Source organism: Streptomyces sp. S.PB5 (assembly GCF_030403745.1).
Classification (GTDB): domain Bacteria; phylum Actinomycetota; class Actinomycetes; order Streptomycetales; family Streptomycetaceae; genus Streptomyces.
In genome coordinates this window covers 180,426-199,272 of record NZ_JAQMWP010000014.1, presented here as the reverse complement: position 1 = coordinate 199,272, position 18,847 = coordinate 180,426, and the positions used below count along the sequence as shown (strand labels likewise).

Genomic DNA, 18,847 nt, shown 5'->3' with positions numbered 1-18,847 from the left:
GAGTGGGCCGGTGGACGCGACGCCGCGTGCGCTCGTGTGCTGCCCCCTGCCCTCCGCAAGGCCCCCTGCCGAGCGAGGGAGAGCCCCCACGTGACCATCGCGCCAGTCGACCCGGCTTCAGCGATCCAGGCGGAGACCGACGGTCCCGGGACCGCGCTGCTGCGGACCCTGACCGAGCTGACCGCCGACCTCCCCGACGCCGACCCCGGCCGGGTCGCCGCCGCCGCGCTGCGCGGCCGGTCCGCCAGGGCCGACGAGTCGGAGCTGCGCGAGCTGGCCACCGAGGCCGCCGCCGGTCTCATCTCCGAGGACCCGGCCTACTCCCGGCTCGCCGCCCGGCTGCTGACCGTCAGCATCGCCGCCGAGGCCGCCTCGCAGGGCGTCACGTCCTTCACCGAGTCGGTCGAGGTCGGCCACCGAGAGGGCCTGATCGCGGACCGCACCGCGGAGTTCGTCCGCGTCCACGCGGCTCGCCTGGACGCCCTGATCGACCCGGCCGGCGACGACCGCTTCGGCTACTTCGGCCTGCGCACCCTGCACAGCCGGTACCTCCTGCGGCACCCGATCACCCGCAAGGTCATCGAGACGCCCCAGCACTTCATGCTCCGGGTCGCCTCCGGCCTCGCCGAGGACGACACGGCACGGGCCGTGGACGAAGTCGCCGCGCTCTACGGGCTCATGAGCCGCCTCGACTACCTCCCCTCCTCCCCCACGCTCTTCAACTCCGGCACCCGGCACCCCCAGATGTCGTCCTGCTACCTCCTCGACTCCCCGCTGGACGAGCTGGACTCCATCTACGACCGCTACCACCAGGTCGCCCGTCTCTCGAAGCACGCCGGCGGCATCGGACTGTCGTACTCCCGCATCCGCAGCCGCGGTTCGCTGATCCGCGGTACCAACGGGCACTCCAACGGCATCGTGCCGTTCCTGAAGACGCTGGACGCCTCCGTCGCCGCCGTGAACCAGGGCGGCCGGCGCAAGGGCGCGGCCGCCGTCTACCTGGAGACCTGGCACTCCGACATCGAGGAGTTCCTGGAGCTTCGCGACAACACCGGTGAGGACGCCCGGCGTACGCACAATCTGAACCTCGCGCACTGGATCCCGGACGAGTTCATGCGCCGCGTCAACGCCGACGCCGAGTGGTCGCTGTTCTCCCCGGCCGATGTGCCCGAGCTGGTCGACCTGTGGGGCGAGGAGTTCGACGCGGCGTACCGCAAGGCGGAGGCGGCCGGTCTCGCCAAGAAGACCATCCCGGCCCGTGATCTGTACGGCCGCATGATGCGCACCCTCGCGCAGACCGGCAACGGCTGGATGACGTTCAAGGACGCCGCCAACCGCACCGCCAACCAGACGGCGCTGCCGGGCAGCGTGGTCCACTCCTCCAACCTCTGCACGGAGATCCTGGAGGTGACCGACGACGGCGAGACGGCGGTCTGCAACCTGGGCTCGGTGAACCTGGGCGCGTTCGTGGTCGGCGGGGACATCGACTGGGAGCGGCTGGACGAGACCGTCCGCACCGCCGTCACCTTCCTCGACCGGGTCGTCGACATCAACTTCTACCCGACCGAGCAGGCGGGCCGCTCCAACGCCCGCTGGCGCCCGGTGGGCCTGGGCGCGATGGGCCTCCAGGACGTCTTCTTCAAGCTGCGGCTGCCCTTCGACTCGGCCGAGGCGAAGGCGCTGTCCACCCGGATCGCCGAGCGCATCATGCTCGCCGCGTACGAGGCCTCCGCCGACCTCGCCGAGCGCAACGGTCCGCTGCCGGCGTGGGAGAAAACCCGTACGGCGAAGGGTGTCCTGCACCCCGACCACTACGACGTGGAGCTCTCCTGGCCGGAGCGCTGGACGGCCCTGCGTGAGCGCATCGCGGCGGTCGGCATGCGCAACAGCCTCCTCCTCGCGATCGCGCCCACCGCCACCATCGCGTCCATCGCGGGCGTGTACGAGTGCATCGAGCCGCAGGTCTCCAACCTCTTCAAGCGCGAGACGCTCTCCGGTGAGTTCCTCCAGGTCAACTCCTACCTGGTGGCCGAGCTGAAGAAGCTCGGCGTGTGGGACGCGCAGACCCGGGAGGCGCTGCGCGAGTCCAACGGCTCGGTGCAGGGCTTCACCTGGGTGCCGCAGGACGTCCGCGAGCTGTACCGGACGGCGTGGGAGATCCCGCAGCGCGGCCTGATCGACATGGCCGCCGCCCGCACCCCGTTCCTGGACCAGTCCCAGTCCCTGAACCTGTTCCTGGAGACGCCGACCATCGGCAAGCTCTCCTCGATGTACGCGTACGCCTGGAAGTCCGGGCTGAAGACGACGTACTACCTGCGCTCGCGCCCGGCGACGAGGATCGCCCGAGCCGCCCAGGCGCAGGCAACTGTCCCCGTGCAGCAGGTGACTTCGGAAGAAGCGATCGCCTGCTCCCTTGAGAACCCCGAGTCCTGCGAGGCCTGCCAGTAATGAGTTCAACCGAGAAGAACCTGCTCGACCCGGGCTTCGAGCTGACTCTGCGCCCCATGCGCTACCCGGACTTCTACGAGCGCTACCGGGACGCCATCAAGAACACCTGGACCGTCGAGGAGGTCGACCTCCACTCGGACGTCGCAGACCTGGCGAAGCTGTCCCCAAAGGAGCAGCATCTGATCGGCCGGCTGGTCGCGTTCTTCGCGACGGGCGACTCGATCGTGGCGAACAACCTGGTGCTGACCCTCTACAAGCACATCAACTCCCCGGAGGCGCGCCTGTACCTGTCGCGCCAGCTCTTCGAGGAGGCCGTCCACGTCCAGTTCTACCTGACGCTGCTCGACACCTACCTCCCCGACCCGGAGGACCGCGCGGCCGCCTTCGACGCGGTGGAGAACATCCCCTCCATCCGCGAGAAGGCCGGGTTCTGCTTCAAGTGGATCAACGAGGTGGAGAAGCTGGAGCGCCTGGAGTCCCAGGCCGACCGCCGCCGCTTCCTGCTCAACCTGATCTGCTTCGCCGCGTGCATCGAGGGCCTGTTCTTCTACGGTGCCTTCGCTTACGTCTACTGGTTCCGCAGCCGGGGTCTGCTGCACGGTCTGGCGACGGGCACCAACTGGGTGTTCCGGGACGAGACCATGCACATGAGCTTCGCGTTCGACGTGGTCGACACCGTCCGCAAGGAGGAGCCGGAGCTCTTCGACGACCAGCTCCAGCAGCAGGTGACGGACATGCTCCGCGAGGCCGTCGAGGCCGAGCTGCAGTTCGCCCGCGACCTGTGCGGTGACGGGCTGCCGGGCATGAACACCGAGTCGATGCGGCAGTACCTGGAGTGCGTCGCCGACCAGCGACTCACCCGCCTCGGCTTCGCCCCGGTGTACGGCTCGGAGAACCCCTTCTCCTTCATGGAGCTGCAGGGCGTCCAGGAGCTGACCAACTTCTTCGAGCGCCGCCCGTCGGCGTACCAGGTCGCCGTGGAGGGCACGGTCGACCTGGACGAGGACTTCTGACCGCGGGTCATGGATCCCTCCTCGCCGTTCGTACGTCAGACCGGCGAGGAGGGATTCGTCATGCGCCGTATCGCGACCCTTGCCGTCGCCGCCCTGCTGCTGGCCGGGTGCGGAACCCAGGCCGGCGACGACGGCGGCGACTCCGTGTCGCCGTCACCTTCGCCTTCGCCTTCGTCGTCGAGCTCCGACTGCGCACCGGTCGGGGAACTCCACGCCGACGACAACGGCCGTACGGTCTGCCTGACGGTGGGCGACACGGTCCGGGTCGCCCTGGACGGGGCGAAGAACAGGCCGTGGAAACCGGTCAGCGCCGACGGCAGCTCCCTGGAGGCCGTCAACAGCGGCATCGTGCTGCTGCCGGGCGACGCGAACGCCGCGTACGAGGCGGTCGCGGCGGGCCGGACGAAGCTCAGCTCGTCCCGCCCGCTGTGCACCACCGACCCCGGCCGGATCTCGTGCCAGGCCCTTCAGGACTGGTCGGTCACCGTGGTGGTCACTTGAGGGTGACGGCGGCCTCGGCCGTCTTCACGGTCTTGACCGTGCTGTAGTGGGCGCCGCCGGCCGGGCGGAACTGGAGCTTGACCTCCTGGCCGGTGAAGCCGTGGTACTTCAGGTCCTCGCAGTCGGCCCGGGAGAGCTTGCCGTTGATGGTGGCGTTCATCTGCCACTGGCCGGCGGCCTTGACTGCCGCCGATCCACTCGGCGAAGCCGCCGCCACCGGCGCTGGAGGTGTTGAAGGTGCTGACGTCCGTGAGCCCCTTCACCCTCGGCGTGGGCGCCAGTGGCCGTAAGCAGGGTGAGCGCTGCCGCCCTGCCTGCCACGGCCCACAGTCTGTGTCTCATGATCCTCCCCTGCAGGTACAGCGGAGGTTAGACGGTTGATCTCGCGGTCGATGCGGCGGTCGCGGAGGATGCCGACCACGGAGGGGGCGATGAGGACCACCAGGATTCCCAGAACCACCAGCATGCCGATCAGTCCTTCTGTCTGTGCGGTAGTCATGACACCACTGTCCTGCCGAACACTCCTGTCAAACAGTGGCAGGACTGCCGCACACCCTCGATTTACTGCCAACACCGAGGCACACTGGAAGCATGCTGAAGAACGTGGCCGCGGTCCTGCTCGACGGAGTGCACCCCTTTGAACTCGGGGTGATCTGCGAGGTGTTCGGAATCGACCGCAGAGACGAAGGGCTCCCGGCGTACGACTTCGCGGTCGCCTCGGCGGAAGGACCCTCCCTCTCCACCCACGTCGGCGGGCTGACCGTCGGCACGCCCTACGGGCTCGAGCGGCTGGAGGAGGCCGATCTGATCGCCGTACCGGCGGGGGCCGACTATGTCGTACGGGAGTATCCGCCGGAGCTGCTCGACTCCCTGCGGCGGGCCGTCGACCGGGGCGCGCGGGTGCTCAGCGTCTGCTCCGGGGTGTTCGTGCTCGGCGCCGCGGGGCTGCTCGACGGGCGCCGGTGCAGTGTGCACTGGCGGCAGGCGGATGAGCTGGCCCTCAGGAACCCCCGGGCGATCATCGAGCCCGATGTGCTGTACGTCGACGAGGACCCCGTGATCACCTCCGCCGGCACCGCCGCCGGCATCGACGCCTGTCTGCACATCGTGCGCAAGGAGCAGGGCCCCGAGATCGCCAACAAGATCGCCCGGCGGATGGTCGTACCGCCGCACCGGGACGGCGGACAGGCGCAGTACATCGAGCGCCCGCTGCCCCAGTCGAGGTACGACACCGTCGGCGAGGTGCTGGTGTGGATGGAGCAGCACCTCGACGAGGAGGTCACCGTCGAGCAGCTCGCCGAGCGCGCGCACATGTCGCCGCGCACCTTCGCCCGCCGCTTCCAGCAGGAGACGGGAACCACTCCCTACCGCTGGATCCTGCGCCAGCGCGTGCTGCTGGCCCAGCGGCTGCTGGAGGCGACGGACGAGACGGTGGACGCGGTCGCGGGTCGAACGGGGTTCGGCACCGCGGCCGCACTGCGCCACCAGTTCGTACGTGCCGTGGGGACCACCCCGAACGCCTACCGCAGGGCGTTCAGGGGACCCGAGGCCGCCTGACCGTCATCCCCTCTCGACGGGCCGCAGCAGAAGCCGGTGCGGCCGGAGCGTGATGCCGACCCGCGTGGCGTCGTTGGAGCCCGACACCTGCTCGAAGCGGTACTTCGCCGAGATCGCGGCCGTGATCAGCGACAGCTGCGCCATCGAGAAGTGATCGCTCGGGCACTTGCGGTTGCCCACACTGAATGGGCTCATGGCGTATTTCGGCACCTCCTTGACCCGTTCCGGAAGCCAGCGGTCGGGGTCGAACTCCAGGTTGCCGGCGTACGACTTCGCGTCGCGCTGGATCGCGTACGGGCTGTAGACGATGTCCGCTCCGGCCGGAATGCGATACCCACCGAGTTCGGTGTCGGTGACCGCCCGTCGCGTCAATATCCACACGGCGGGACGCAGCCGCATGGCCTCGACGACGACATTGTTGGTGTGGGTGAGCTTTCGGACGTCGTCGAATGCGACGGGACGGCCACCGGTTACGGATTCGACCTCGTCCCGGACCCGGTCCGCGTGTTCCGGATGTTCCGCGAGCACTTGGAGGAGCCACATGATCGTGGACGCCACCGTTTCGCTGCCCGGGGTGAGTATGGCGACGACCTGGTCGTGGATCTCCTGTTCCCCGATGGGGTCGCCATTGTCGTCCGTCGCCTCCAGCAATGCCGTCAGCAAATCGTCCGGCTTTTGACCAGAGGCACGCCGCTCGGCGACGATCTCGTCGACGAGGAGATGCAAATCGGCCAAAGCCTCGTTGAATTTGCGGTTGGGTGGCAGAGGCAGCTTGTACAGCGGCCCGAGCGGGACGACCATCCGCCGGTACATACCGCGGAAGACGGTGGCGAGGGCGACGCACAGCCGCTCGGCGCGCTCGTCCATGAAGTCGCCGCGCAGCAGACAGCGGGCCGCGATGCGCACGGCCACCCGGAAGGACTCGGAGGTGCAGTCGATGGTCTCGCCGGGCTGCCAGCGCGTCGTCAGCGCATGCGCCTCCTCCTCCATGATCGGGCCGTACGCGGGGATCGCGTCGAGCCGGAACGCGGGCTGGATGGTGCGCCGCTGCCGCCGGTGCTGCGGCCCGTTGGCGGTGGCCACGCCCTCCTTCCCGAGGAGGCCCTCCAGGGACTGCCACAGCGGTCCGTCGATGATGAAGTCGGAGTTGAGCGCCAGGGCCCCGGTGAGGGCCGGCGTGGTGGGCGCGTAGACGGTCTTGGGGCCCAGCTTGAGCCGTACGACATCGCCGTACTCGCGCAGCCCGGACATGAAGGCCAGCGGGTCCCGCAGCAGCTTCAGACCATGCCCGAGGACCGGGACGGCACCGCCCGCGAGGGGTGGCTCGCCCGGCCGGGCCACCGGCGTCACCGGCGCTTCGGGCTTCACGGACTCGACGGTCATTTCTCACCTGCCGCTTCGTTGTTGACGTACGGGGGCGTGGACCGGTCGTCCCAGCTGTCGACCATGTAGCGGCCGGACTCGTGGTGGAACCAGTAGACGGTGCTGAACCAGTTGCGCATATTGCCGACACAGGCCCGCACGGCGGCGCTCGTTTCCTTTCCGCGCAGGGTGCCGTCGTCGAGTGATTCGGCGAAGCGCACGGCGTCCTTCTCGGCGACGAGGAATTCGCTGATGCATTTCTCGACGCGCCGCCGCACTTCCCTGATCGCTTCCTCGAGAGTCAGCCCGTCGTGCTTGATGAGACTGATTCCGAGATTGTGGACCTCGTCGCCCGCTATTTCCTTCGGGAGCGAGCAGAGGTCGTTGTACCAGGCGGCGAATTCCTGGCTCAGCAGGGCCGCCCGCCGATATGCCGGGTGTTTCCGCACCCGGTCCGGGAGTTCCCGGCCCGCGCTCGGCTCCAGCAGATCGGTCCAGATCCAGTGCGCGAAGGTGAGGCGGCGCAGTGCGAGGTATTCCTCGACGGTGGGCACGACACCTTCGGTGCGGTTGCGGAATTCCCGGTCGTACGCCTCGATCACCGAGTGGAAGTGCCGGGCGAAGCGCGCGTTCCAGGTGTGCGGCAGGAACGAGTACAGCCGCACCATGCAGTCGGCGAACGCGGCGACCAAGGGATCCTCGTGGTGCAGATGGTCCTCGGGGGAGCCGAGGGCCGCGTGCAGCCGGTACCTCAGCCTCCGCCAGGCGGCGGGCCGCTGGTGGACGATGTCGCGGTCGTGGCGGTCGTCCCAGACGAAGAACCACGCGCTGTAGTCCGCTATCGCCTGGAGGACCCGGTCGGGCGCGCCGAGGTAGTAGCCCGCCATGAGGTCGGTGTAGCAAAGGCCGTCGGCATATTCCTCCACCTTGTCCGCGGGCATGAGCCGCCTTTCCAGCAGCCAGGTGCGTGTCTTCTCCTGGAGCTGGGGCCAATACGGGTGGAGTTGCCGGGGAAACGCTGCCTCGATCACCGGGAGAGAGAGCGATGGTGGGACCGCGATCGCTGTCGGTGTCGATGTGGTGCCGTGTGAGAAAGCATGCACGAACTAACCCCTCTCAGCCGCCAGTTGCGCACGCCCCTCCCGCTGTACCGGGCGTGCGCCGTTGCGTATCCCCGCACTTACTATTCAGCACCACAACTGACCGATCTGGGAACGGATTTGCACCCTTCACTACCCCACAGTGCCGAGAATCTCCCCTTGTGTGACTGATTTTGGATCATTAAGAGAGCACAAGCGATCGAATGTGCGACGGACAGACGAACGGCGCCTGGTCAAGGAGGTGTTCCTGAACAGACGCCGTGCGTACGGGACTTGTGTGATCTCAGTCGTTGGCGACCACGGGGTAGCGGGGCTCGTTCTCGGCCATCTGGCGCAGCGCGTCCTTGCGTTCACGCTTGGAGAGCCGGTCGATGTAGAGATACCCGTAGAGGTGATCCGTCTCGTGCTGCAAACAGCGAGCGAAGTACCCGGTGCCGCGCACCTTGATCGGGTTTCCCTTCTCGTCCTGCCCGGTCACCTCGGCGTAGTCGGGACGGGCGAGCGGCGCGTACGCCGTCGGCACCGACAGACAGCCCTCGTTGCTGTCGTCCAGCCGGCGCTTCTCTGCGGGCAGCTCGACGAGCTTCGGGTTGCAGACCACCCCGACGTGCCGCTTGCCCTCGTCGTCCATGCAGTCGTAGACGAAGACCTTCAGGTCGACACCGATCTGGTTGGCGGCCAGCCCCACGCCCTCCGCGGTGCGCTGCGAGGCGAACATGTCCGCCACCAGCTGGTCCAGCTCCGCGCCGAACTCTGTGACGTCCTTGCACTCCTTGTGCAGCACCGGGTTCCCGACGACGGTGATGGGCCGCGACGCCCCACGCTCCCGCCAGCCGTTCTCCCGCTCCTCGGTCTCCTCGGTGTCGATGACGAAGCCCTCGTCGTCCACGGGGAGCACGCCCGCGTGCTGCTGATCGGTGTCCTGCTGCGCCATGACCGACGATGCCTTCCTAAACAATCAGGGGTGAAGTTGCTGATACAGGGTACGTGGACGCGCCCCTTCAGGGGCGCGGGGAACGGCGCGACCAGCCCCCACCGGCCGCAGCCGAAAGAAGACCTACCGGGACCTAACAGACCTCTTCCAAATCCCGCCAGTCCCGTGAATCAGGGCTGTCCGCAACCCACCCGTCCAACAGCCCCCGAACCAGCCCAGCCGGCGCAGCCACCCCACACTCCCGCTCCGGCACCCACAGTTGCCCGTCGGTCCGGTGACCGAGCGGGCCCGGATGACCCGGCTCACTGTGATCGTGCGGGTCGAGATGCTCACCGTCGCCCTCGTCCGAAGGCATCCGGGACTCCGAGCACATCCGGCAGAGCAGCCGAACCGAGGAGGACCAGTCCTCCGCGGCGAATCCGGCGTCGGCCGCGAGCTGCTCCAGCGCGTCCCGGTCCGCCTCGGTGGCAGCCTCCAGCAGCACCACCCACGTCGGCACCGGCGAGGGCGCCCACAGCTCGATCTCATCGAAAACCGGATACGAGTGCCCGGCCGCAGTGGTCCTCTCCCCGTGCGGCACCCCGTCATGGAGCACGACCTCGCCCCACCGCCGCCCGGACGACGGCAGCGGGATCGACAGCACCTCGATCCGCGCCGGATCCAGCCGCCGCCCCCACACCACCTCGGCCTCCCCCTCCGGGGACAGCCGTACGGCGGCGCTGCCGAGGTCCATGCCCACCGGCTCACCGGAGTCGGCCGCACCGCCCGGCACCCGCAGCCCGTACGCCTGCCACGCCCGCCGCGCCAGCGGCCAGTCCTGGAGCGCGGTGGCCGCGATGCCGACGTTCCACCAGTCGGGTGCGCCCGTCTCACGGTCTAGGAGGGCCACGGCCCGCAGCCCGGCGGCCCGCGCCTGCTCCCAGTCGTGCCGGAACTTGTGCAGCAGGGCGAGGTTGAACCAGGACTCGGACAGCCAGGGCTCCAGATCGGCGGCGCGTGTCAGCAGCGCGCCCGCGTCCTCGTACCGACCGTCGCCGATCAGCGTGAACGCGCGGTCGGTGGCCTGCCGCCAGGAGGCGGAGGGCCGGTGCCGTCCCTTGCCGAAGATCCTCACGATTCCCGCCTGCCAGTTCCGTTCAGTGGGCTGGCCACTGCCCCCGGACGCCCTCTTTTTCGGGTCTTCCTTCGCATCCAACCACGTGCGGCTGGAAGGGCGCTCATTACCCATGGGTTACCCAGCCGAGCGCAGGGTAAGACAGTCCCTGGCCAGCACCCGGGCCAGCGCTTCCACGACGTCCGGAGCGTAGTCCCCGGCGGTGCCGAGGCGCAGCTCCTCCAGCGCTGTGAAGGGCCCGCCCGGCCCGGCGTCCCGGGCCTTCTCCTCGTACGCGTTCACGGCCCGCACGATCCGAGCGGCCACCGGCTGCTGCCGGTAGGGGTCGGCCTGCCGCTCCACGACCACCGCGACCGCGCCGGCCACCCCCGTCTGCCGTACGACGGCCCCGCCGAGCAGCGCGATCCGCCGCTGCTCGGCGGCGGGCAGCCCCGCGGTGGCGCCGGACGGGACCGGGTCGACGAGGCTGAGCTGTCCGATGTCATGCATGAGGGCGGCGTACTCCAGGACGGTGAGATCGGGCCCCGAAAGGCCCAGATCCCTTCCCACGGCTTTGCTGAGCGCGGCGACCCGGTGGGCGTGCCCGGCCGGGGTGTATCCGGCTATCTCGGTGGCCCGGGCGAGGGAGGCGATGGTCTGCCGGTAGGTGGTCCGTACGGCGGCGTACCGCCGGAAGGCCAGCTGGGTGAGGAGCAGTGGCAGCGAGAAGACGGGCAGCGCCCACAGCCCGACGACAGCGACCGCGAGCGCCATCACCGCCCCGGTCGCACCGACGGCGGACCCGATGCCGAGCAGCGCCCGCAGCTCGTGCCGCAGCAGCGGGGCGAAGGGCCAGCGGGTGCGGGAGTGCGCGAGGGCCGCGGCGAGCACGGCGTCGCAGAGCGCGGTGAGCGCGAGGATCGCGGTCAGCACGAGGGCGTACGCCGGTCCGCCCCAGGTGTCGAAGACGCCCCGGTTGTACAGGGGCTGGAAGCAGACGGCGGCGAACGCGGTGCTGAGGACCCGCCGGGACAGGTGGTCGATCATCGGCCCCTGTCCGCGGGCGATGTGCGGCACGCTGCCGAGCAGCGCGGCGGCGAGGACGACGGTGACCACCTGGAGGACGCCGTGCTGGGTGGGCCGCCCGGCATCCGCGCCGAGCAGCGCGTACGCCAGCGCCCCGGCCGCCCCGAGCGGCGCCGCCTCCCGCACCCGGGCCCCGGTCCACCGGCCCAGCTCCCCGACGGTGATCAGCACCCCGAAGGCGAGGGCGACGCCGCGTTCCTCCAGGCCGGTCCAGAGGATGACGGCGAGGGAGACACCGGACAGGACGGCGGCGGAGCCGTGCACGAGCAGGCGGGGCCACCTCATCGGCGCCTCCCCGTGCCGGGCGGCCTCACGGCCGTGCTCCTAAACGGTCGGCGACCGGTCGCCGGGGCCGGGGCGGCCGCTCCTCGTCGGCGGTCACCGCGGGGTGCCAGCCGTCCCTGCCCAGCGCCCGGACGAGAGCCGTGACCATGCGCGGGTCGAACTGGGACCCGGCACAGCGCTCCAGCTCCTCCAGCGCGGCGGAGACCGGTCGCGCCCGCCGATAGGACCGCGTCGAGGTCATGGCGTCGAACGCGTCGGCGACCGCCACCACCCGCGCGGATTCCGGGATCTGACTCCCCACCAGCCCGTACGGATAGCCGCTCCCGTCCAGCCGCTCGTGGTGATGCAGTACGGCGGCGCGAGCCTCTCCGAGGAAGGAGATCCCCCGCACCATCTCGTGCCCGTACTCGGGATGCAGCTCGATGACCCGCCGCTCCTCCGGGGTCAGCGGACCGTCCTTGCGCAGCAGCCGCGTGGGCACGCCCAGCTTCCCCACGTCGTGCAGGATCCCGGCGAACCTGAGCACCTCGATGCGCCCCTCGTCCATGCCGAGCTCACGCGCGATCATCATCGAGGCCTGTCCGACGCGCTCGCTGTGCCCGCGGGTGTAGCCGTCCTTGATGTCGACGGCCTGGACGAGGGCGCGGATGGTGGCCTGGTGGGCGGCCTGTTCCCGGTGGTACTGGGCGAAGGCCCACCAGGACACGCACATCGGCAGCAGCACGAGCAGCGCGGCGACGGGCCCGTACGGACTGCGCCACAGGACGGCCATCATCAGCCCGGCGAGCCCGTGCACGGCGATCGGCGCGAGGGCCCGTACGAACAGCCCCTGCCAGGCCAGTCGTACCGGCACGCGTTCGGCGAGGGCGAGGATCCCGCCGTCCAGCACGGTCAGGACCAGGCAGAAGACGACGACGGCGGCCCCCGCCGGGACGAGCACGTACGGGAAGTCGGAGGCCACGACGGCGTCCCGTCCGCCCAGCGCCCAGTGCACCCGGGCCGCCGCCCAGACGGCGACGGCGAGCTGGGCGGCCCGCCAGATCCGGCGGATCGCGCGGGGCCGCTGGGCGACCGGGGACAGCAGCGCGCCCGGCACCGCGACGAGCGCGGCGGCGGGCGGCGGCAGCAGGAAGGCCCCGGCGAGGAGCACGGGGTAGAAGGTGCCGGACAGTCGCTCGCCCCCGGCGTAGAGGGCGGCGAGCAGGGCCACCGCCCACCAGGGGACCGTCACCGACGGCAGTGCGTGTACGCAGTACAGCGCACCGAGGACGACACAGACCACGTACACACGTGCCCGTGCCGGTACCCCCTCCATGACACCCCTTAGATCTCCGAGCCGGATCGGCTATCGGAGCCTAGGAGGACCGAGGGGGGTCCCACGGGCCGATTACCCGCGGATTAGCACGTTCGAGTGACGACCGTGCGTTCCTGCGGTCAGGAGTCCGCGGTCAGGATTCCTGCGGGGTGGCCGGGGCGGTGGCGATGTCGTGCTCCGGCACGGTCTGTCCGGAGCGGATCAGATCGAGCCGCCCGAGGACCTTGGCGCGCAGGTCCGTGGGGACGTCGTCATGGCCGCAGCAGCGCTTGACCAGCTTCTTCACGGCCTCTTCCAGGCCGTACTTCTCCAGGCACGGCGAGCACTCCGTGAAGTGCTGCTTGAACTTGTCGCGGTCGACGTCCGGCATCTCGCTGTCGAGGAACTCGTAGAGATGATCGAGGACCTCACTGCAGTCCGTCTCGTGCGGCTCTCCGCAGCTCATGAGCCCGAGCCTTTCGCTTCGTTCGACTCTCCGGCGCCGGCCGGGACCAGTCCGCGCTCGCGCGCGTAGTCCTCGAGCATGCCGCGCAGCTGGCGACGGCCCCGGTGCAGCCGGGACATCACCGTACCGATGGGTGTCCCCATGATGTCCGCGATCTCCTTGTAGGCAAAGCCCTCGACGTCCGCCAGATAGACGGCGATGCGGAATTCCTCGGGGATCGCCTGGAGTGCTTCCTTCACGTCCGAGTCGGGCAGGTGGTCGAGCGCCTGCGACTCGGCGGAGCGCAGACCGGTCGACATGTGCGACTCGGCGCGCGCCAGCTGCCAGTCCTCGATCTCCTCGGCCGCCGAACGCTGCGGTTCACGCTGCTTCTTGCGGTACGAGTTGATGAAGGTGTTGGTGAGGATCCGGTACAGCCAGGCCTTCAGGTTGGTGCCCTCGCGGAACTGGTGGAAGGACGCGTACGCCTTGGCGTACGTCTCCTGCACCAGGTCCTCGGCGTCGGCCGGGTTGCGCGTCATGCGCAGGGCGGCCGAGTACATCTGGTCGAGGAATTCGAGCGCGTCCCGCTCGAAGCGCGCGCTGCGCTCCGCGGTGGATTCCGTGCTGGTCTCCACGCTCGTGCCCTGGCCCTCGGGCTGCTCCGCCTGGCCGTGATCGGTCCCTGCGTCGGTACCGGGAACCGGACCCACCTCCTCAAGATTCCGGGCAGCACCGAACCCGATGCCACCAGAATCGGAGGATAGACGACTACCCGTCCCCGCCGCCCCTCGAATAGGGCCGGTCTTGGCCGCGTGCAGCACCGTCCAGTCCAGGTCGGCACGGCTGCTGCGGCTCGGGCAGAAGGTCGAACCCATGCGGCGGACTTCCTCTCTACGACGGTCGGTGCCGGTTCTTCAGCACTTCTGTCCGCCTCAACAGAGCTCCGCGGCTCAACATTCCCGAGTCTTTACCTGAGTGACCCGGTCCACTTCACGACCGCGTCGGTGATGATCGTCACGGCCTGCTCCTGAGTCAGCTCCGCCTTCTTGGGCACGGCGAATCCATGATCGCCGTACGCCACCTCGACCAGCTCGTAAGCGCCGTCCGGGAACTCCTCCGGCTTCCCGAAGGGGTCGTTGCCCCCTTGTACGACGAGAGTGGGCACCCCCGATCCGAGCAGTTCCTGGGCGCGGGACTTCTCAGGCCGGCCGGGCGGGTGCAGCGGGAAGCTGAGCGCGAGAACGGCGGCGGCCCCCAGCTCCACGGCGGTACGGCAGGCGACGCGGGCCCCGGCACTGCGCCCGCCGGAGATCACGGGCAGCCCCGCCTTCGCGACCGCGGGCCAGATCCCACGCCATCCGATGTCGAGGGTCTTGGGCGCAGGGGCGAGCTTCTTGCCCGCCACCCGCCAGGGCTGCTCGACGAGAGCGACGGTCACGCCGTGGCCGGGAAGGGCGTGCGCGAGGCCCTGCAGATCCCGCGCCTCGATGCCACCGCCCGCCCCATGGCTGACGGCGAGCACGACCCGCGCCTTCTCGGCCTGGTGCCAGGTGATGCGGGCGTCCCCGGCGTCGGTGCTGACGATCTCAGTGGTGGTCACGTCAGAAGAGTGTGCCCTCCTCGGGCCCCTCCAGCTCCTTCAGCAGCTCCGGTCCGTTGTTACGGACGTTGCTGACGGCGGTGGAGACGGGGTAGGCGCGCATGAGGCCGGGAGGCGGCGGGGCAAGGAGAGACCGCAGGTCCTCGACATCCGTACGGGACGGGTCGAGCCAGGAGTCCCAGCGGTCCGGGGTCAGCATCAGCGGCATCCGGGGGTGGATGTCGGCGAGGGCGCGCGGCCCCTCGGCGGGGGCGACGGCGAGCGGGCCGGTCTCGGCCTCGGTCGTGATCACCGAACAGGTCACCCACCATGCCTGCGGATGGTCGTCGGGCAGGGTCTTGTCCCGCCAGAACTCGTACAGCCCGGCCATCGCGAACACCGACCCGTCGGCCGGCAGCACGAAGTACGGCTGCTTGCGCGGCCGCTTCTTCTTCCCCTCGACCTCCAGCTCCCGCTCGGCGGCGGCGGTGACCCACTCGTAGTAGCCGTCTGCGGGGATGATGCAACGGCGGGAGGAGAAGGCCCGCTTGTACGACGGCTTCTCGTGGACGGTCTCCGCGCGGGCGTTGATCATCCGGGCGCCGCCCTCGGGGGTCTTCGACCAGCTGGGCACCAGTCCCCACTTGAGCTTCCGCAGCTGCCGAACCGGGCGCGGATCTTCAGCGTCCTTAAGGGGACGGTCGAGGACGGCGTAGACCTCCTTGGTCGGGGCCACGTTGTAGTCAGGGGCCAGGGTCTCCTCGGGATCCCACTTCTCGATCTCAAAGATTCCTGCGAGATCCTCGGGCCTACGACTCGATGCATACCGTCCGCACATACGTGCCACACTGCCAGACTCCGTACCACGAGAGGGAGCCACCGCCGAACATGGACACCAGCACAGCGACCTCTCTCTGGGACGAGCTGATCGGCACCCAGCCCGACCCCGACCTGTGGGTGGTCCTCGCCACCCTTGTCGCGGCGCTCGCCATAGTCGTCCCGCACGCCCTGTGGCGCGTCTCCCGCAACGCCATCACCATCGCCCACGAGGGCGGCCACGGCCTCGTCGCCCTCCTCACCGGCCGCCAGCTCACCGGCATCCGCCTCCACTCCGACACCAGCGGCCTCACCGTCAGCCGCGGCAAGCCCCACGGCCTCGGCATGATCCTCACGGCGGCGGCCGGCTACACGGCCCCGCCCCTGCTGGGCCTGGGCGGCGCGGCCCTGCTCGCCACCGGCCGCATCACCCTGCTCCTGTGGCTGGCGACGGCCCTGCTCGTGGCGATGCTGGTGATGATCCGCAACGCGTACGGCGCCCTGACGGTGGTCCTCACGGGCGGCACCTTCGTGGTGGTGTCGTGGCTGGCGGGTCCCCAGGTACAGGCGGCGTTCGCGTACGCGGTGGTGTGGTTCCTGTTGGTGGGTGGGGTGCGTCCCGCTTTCGAGCTGCAGGCGAAGAGGGTGCGGGGAGGGGCGGGAGACTCGGACGCGGACCAGTTGAGCCGCCTGACGCATGTACCTGCGGGCCTGTGGCTGTTCCTGTTCCACGCGGTGAGCTTGTGCTCGCTGATAGGCGGGGGCAGGTGGCTGCTGGAAGTGTGATGCAGGCCCGAAGGGCCGCGTCACACAGGGGCGCGGGGCTGTATCCATCAGCGGCTCCGCCGCGGGGCGCGACCAGCCACAACGGCGCCGCACCCGAAAGACCACCCACCACTAAAGTGGACCCCATGGCTTTGAACCCCGCAGACACCGCCCTCTGGCCCGCCCCCTATGCGAGCGGAGCCGTCGACGCAACGGTCCACGTCCCGGGGTCGAAGTCCGTCACCAACCGAGCCCTCGTGCTGGCAGCCCTCGCGAGCGAACCGGGCTGGCTCCGCCGCCCCCTCCGCTCCCGGGACACCCTCCTCATGGCAGCCGCGCTCCGCGAGATGGGCGTGGCCATCGAGGAGGGAGTGGGCCCCGACGGCACCGGAGAGACCTGGCGCGTCCTCCCGGCAGGGCTCCGCGGCCCCGCCACCGTCAACGTCGGCAACGCCGGCACCGTCATGCGCTTCCTCCCTCCGGTCGCCGCCCTCGCCGACGGAGAGATCCGCTTCGACGGCGACCCGAGGTCGTACGAGCGCCCCCTGAACGGAGTGATCGACGCCCTCCGTGTCCTGGGTGCCCGTATCGACGACGACGGCCGGGGCGCGCTCCCGCTGACGGTCCACGGCGGAGGCGCCCTGGACGGCGGTCCGGTGGAGATCGACGCCTCGTCGTCGTCCCAGTTCGTGAGCGCACTCCTGTTGAGCGGCCCCCGTTTCAACCAGGGCGTGGAGGTCCGTCATGTGGGCCACAGCCTCCCCTCGCTGCCCCACATCCGTATGACCGTCGACATGCTCCGCGCGGTGGGCGCCCAGGTCGACACCCCGGAGTCGGGCGGCGAGCCGAACGTCTGGCGGGTCACTCCCGGCGCTCTGCTGGGCCGGGACCTGACGATCGAGCCGGACCTGTCGAACGCCCAGCCGTTCCTGGCGGCGGCGCTGGTGACGGGCGGCAAGGTGGTGATCCCGGACTGGCCGAGGCGTACCACCCAGCCCGGCGACAAGCTGCGGGAGATCTTCGCCGAGATGGGCGGTTCCTGCGAACTCACCGAGTACGGCCTGGTGTTCACCGGTTCGGGTGCGATCCACGGCATCGACGTGGACCTGAGCGAGGTCGGCGAACTGACCCCCGGTATCGCGGCGGTCGCCGCCCTCGCCGACTCCCCCTCCACCCTCCGCGGTGTCGCCCACCTCCGCCTTCACGAGACGGACCGCCTGGCCGCGCTCACCAAGGAGATCAACGAACTCGGCGGTGACGTCACCGAGACCGCCGACGGCCTCCACATCCGCCCGCGCACCCTGCACGGCGGCGTCTTCCACACGTACGAGGACCACCGCATGGCGACCGCCGGCGCGATCATCGGTCTCGCGGTGACGGGCGTGCAGATCGAGAACGTGGCGACGACGGCGAAGACCCTGCCGGACTTCCCCGAACTGTGGACCGGGATGCTCGGGAGCGATGGGGCGTAGGGGCCGAGAGACATGCGCCGCTACGGCAAGCACACCGACGAGGACGACATCCGCTCGCGCCCGAACCGCAAGGGCAACCGACCGCGTACGAACATCCGCCCCAAGCACGAGGAAGCGGTCGAGGGCATGGTCCTCACCGTCGACCGGGGCCGGCTGACGGTACTCGTCGACGACCGGATCGTGATGGCGATGAAGGCCCGTGAACTGGGCCGCAAGGCGGCGATCGTCGGCGACCGGGTGGCCCTCGTGGGCGACCTCTCCGGCAAGAAGGACACCCTCGCGCGGATCGTCCGCATCGAGGAGCGCACCTCGGTGCTCCGCCGTACCGCGGACGACGACGACCCGTACGAGCGCGTGGTCGTCGCCAACGCCGACCAGCTCGCCATCGTCACCGCCCTCGCCGACCCCGAGCCCCGCCCCCGGCTGATCGACCGCTGCCTGGTGGCGGCGTACGACGGTGGCCTGGAGCCGCTGCTGGTGATGACGAAGTCGGACCTGGCCCCGCCGGACAAGCTCCTGGAGCTGTACGGCGATTTGGACATCCCTTATGTCGTCACCAGCCGCGAGGAGCTGGAGAACGGCGACGCGGCGGCCCGGGTGCGCGAGGAACTGGACGGGAAGATCACGGCGTTCGTCGGGCATTCGGGCGTCGGCAAGACGACCCTGGTCAACGCGCTCGTGCCCGAGGACCGCCGCCGTCTGACGGGCCATGTCAACGCGGTGACCGGCCGCGGCCGCCACACCACCACCTCGGCGCTGGCCCTGCCCCTCGACGGCGACGACGGCTGGGTGATCGACACTCCGGGCGTACGTTCCTTCGGCCTGCACCACGTCGATCCGTCCCGGGTGATCCACGCGTTCCCGGACCTGGAACCGGGAACCGAAGGCTGTCCCCGTGCGTGCAGTCATGATGAGCCGGACTGCGCCCTCGACCAGTGGGTAGCCGACGGACACGCGGATCCGGCGCGGCTCTACTCGCTCCGCCGGCTGTTGGCGACCAGGGAGCGCAAGGAAGGCGACTGACCTCACAAGTAGGCCGTGACCTCCGCGTTGTTTGTCTCCGTACGGGTGAGGTAAAGGCATAATCGCACCGA

General features: G+C 69.8%; 19 protein-coding genes. 7 read left to right on the top strand and 12 right to left on the bottom strand.

The window, feature by feature from the left end; translation table 11 throughout:
* The first annotated feature begins 90 nt into the window (after positions 1 to 90).
* From PH203_RS32960 to PH203_RS32950, 3 genes are read left to right on the top strand one after another with little or no spacing between them, the layout of a single operon-like run.
* Entirely contained in the window at positions 91 to 2,448 is a 2,358-nt protein-coding gene (locus PH203_RS32960) for a ribonucleoside-diphosphate reductase subunit alpha (RefSeq protein ID WP_289924778.1), read from the top strand.
* Complete coding sequence (locus tag PH203_RS32955; protein ID WP_289924774.1) at positions 2,448 to 3,461, top strand: ribonucleotide-diphosphate reductase subunit beta; 1,014 nt, start codon at positions 2,448 to 2,450, stop codon at positions 3,459 to 3,461. Before PH203_RS32960 ends, PH203_RS32955 begins: the two co-directional genes overlap by 1 nt.
* A 60-nt stretch (positions 3,462 to 3,521) precedes the next feature.
* Positions 3,522 to 3,962, top strand: coding sequence for a hypothetical protein (locus PH203_RS32950; RefSeq protein ID WP_289924773.1), 441 nt, complete (start codon positions 3,522 to 3,524; stop codon positions 3,960 to 3,962).
* On the opposite strand, the gene PH203_RS32945 is transcribed toward PH203_RS32950, so the two are convergent.
* On the bottom strand, positions 3,955 to 4,122 hold the full coding sequence (locus tag PH203_RS32945) for a hypothetical protein (protein WP_289924772.1): 168 nt from the start codon (positions 4,120 to 4,122) through the stop codon (positions 3,955 to 3,957). The two genes, PH203_RS32950 and PH203_RS32945, sit on opposite strands and share 8 nt — an antisense overlap.
* A gap of 99 nt (positions 4,123 to 4,221) precedes the next feature.
* The gene (locus PH203_RS32940; protein WP_289924771.1) at positions 4,222 to 4,461 is read right to left on the bottom strand and encodes a hypothetical protein; all 240 of its coding nucleotides are present in this window, start codon (positions 4,459 to 4,461) and stop codon (positions 4,222 to 4,224) included.
* A 92-nt stretch (positions 4,462 to 4,553) separates the two neighbouring features.
* Here PH203_RS32940 and PH203_RS32935 point away from each other — a divergent pair, with 92 nt between their 5' ends.
* Entirely contained in the window at positions 4,554 to 5,519 is a 966-nt protein-coding gene (locus PH203_RS32935) for a helix-turn-helix domain-containing protein (RefSeq protein ID WP_289924770.1), read from the top strand.
* A gap of 3 nt (positions 5,520 to 5,522) precedes the next feature.
* Here PH203_RS32935 and PH203_RS32930 read toward each other — a convergent pair whose 3' ends face one another.
* From PH203_RS32930 to PH203_RS32885, 10 genes are all read right to left on the bottom strand, one after another.
* The gene (locus PH203_RS32930) at positions 5,523 to 6,902 is read right to left on the bottom strand and encodes a cytochrome P450 (protein ID WP_289924768.1); all 1,380 of its coding nucleotides are present in this window, start codon (positions 6,900 to 6,902) and stop codon (positions 5,523 to 5,525) included.
* Positions 6,899 to 7,984 (bottom strand): epi-isozizaene synthase, encoded by a 1,086-nt coding sequence (cyc1, locus tag PH203_RS32925; protein WP_289924767.1) that lies wholly within the window; start codon positions 7,982 to 7,984, stop codon positions 6,899 to 6,901. Before cyc1 ends, PH203_RS32930 begins: the two co-directional genes overlap by 4 nt.
* Positions 7,985 to 8,264: 280 nt before the next feature.
* Entirely contained in the window at positions 8,265 to 8,915 is a 651-nt protein-coding gene (gene def / locus PH203_RS32920) for a peptide deformylase (RefSeq protein ID WP_289924766.1), read from the bottom strand.
* Between the two features lie 133 nt (positions 8,916 to 9,048).
* Positions 9,049 to 10,029 (bottom strand): hypothetical protein, encoded by a 981-nt coding sequence (locus PH203_RS32915; protein WP_289924764.1) that lies wholly within the window; start codon positions 10,027 to 10,029, stop codon positions 9,049 to 9,051.
* Between the two features lie 117 nt (positions 10,030 to 10,146).
* Complete coding sequence (locus tag PH203_RS32910; RefSeq protein WP_289924763.1) at positions 10,147 to 11,379, bottom strand: metal-dependent phosphohydrolase; 1,233 nt, start codon at positions 11,377 to 11,379, stop codon at positions 10,147 to 10,149.
* A 25-nt stretch (positions 11,380 to 11,404) separates the two neighbouring features.
* On the bottom strand, positions 11,405 to 12,694 hold the full coding sequence (locus PH203_RS32905) for an HD-GYP domain-containing protein (protein WP_289924762.1): 1,290 nt from the start codon (positions 12,692 to 12,694) through the stop codon (positions 11,405 to 11,407).
* Positions 12,695 to 12,827: 133 nt separating this feature from the next.
* Positions 12,828 to 13,139 (bottom strand): mycothiol system anti-sigma-R factor, encoded by a 312-nt coding sequence (rsrA, locus tag PH203_RS32900; RefSeq protein WP_289924761.1) that lies wholly within the window; start codon positions 13,137 to 13,139, stop codon positions 12,828 to 12,830.
* The gene (gene sigR, locus PH203_RS32895) at positions 13,136 to 13,831 is read right to left on the bottom strand and encodes an RNA polymerase sigma factor SigR (RefSeq protein WP_289924760.1); all 696 of its coding nucleotides are present in this window, start codon (positions 13,829 to 13,831) and stop codon (positions 13,136 to 13,138) included. Before sigR ends, rsrA begins: the two co-directional genes overlap by 4 nt.
* A gap of 257 nt (positions 13,832 to 14,088) precedes the next feature.
* On the bottom strand, positions 14,089 to 14,721 hold the full coding sequence (locus tag PH203_RS32890; protein WP_289924759.1) for an alpha/beta family hydrolase: 633 nt from the start codon (positions 14,719 to 14,721) through the stop codon (positions 14,089 to 14,091).
* A 1-nt stretch (position 14,722) separates the two neighbouring features.
* A complete protein-coding gene (locus PH203_RS32885) occupies positions 14,723 to 15,538 on the bottom strand; it encodes an SOS response-associated peptidase (RefSeq protein WP_289924758.1) in 816 nt (271 codons plus the stop codon).
* Between the two features lie 50 nt (positions 15,539 to 15,588).
* On the opposite strand from PH203_RS32885, the gene PH203_RS32880 reads away from it, so the two are divergent.
* The 3 genes from PH203_RS32880 (at position 15,589) to rsgA (ending at position 18,776) form a co-directional block, all read left to right on the top strand.
* A complete protein-coding gene (locus PH203_RS32880) occupies positions 15,589 to 16,302 on the top strand; it encodes a M50 family metallopeptidase (RefSeq protein WP_289924757.1) in 714 nt (237 codons plus the stop codon).
* 125 nt (positions 16,303 to 16,427) lie between these two features.
* On the top strand, positions 16,428 to 17,753 hold the full coding sequence (gene aroA / locus PH203_RS32875; RefSeq protein WP_289924756.1) for a 3-phosphoshikimate 1-carboxyvinyltransferase: 1,326 nt from the start codon (positions 16,428 to 16,430) through the stop codon (positions 17,751 to 17,753).
* 12 nt (positions 17,754 to 17,765) lie between these two features.
* Positions 17,766 to 18,776 carry a ribosome small subunit-dependent GTPase A gene (gene rsgA / locus PH203_RS32870; RefSeq protein WP_289924755.1) on the top strand — a complete coding sequence of 337 codons (1,011 nt, stop codon included), beginning with the start codon at positions 17,766 to 17,768 and terminating at the stop codon, positions 18,774 to 18,776.
* The last annotated feature ends 71 nt before the right edge of the window (positions 18,777 to 18,847 follow it).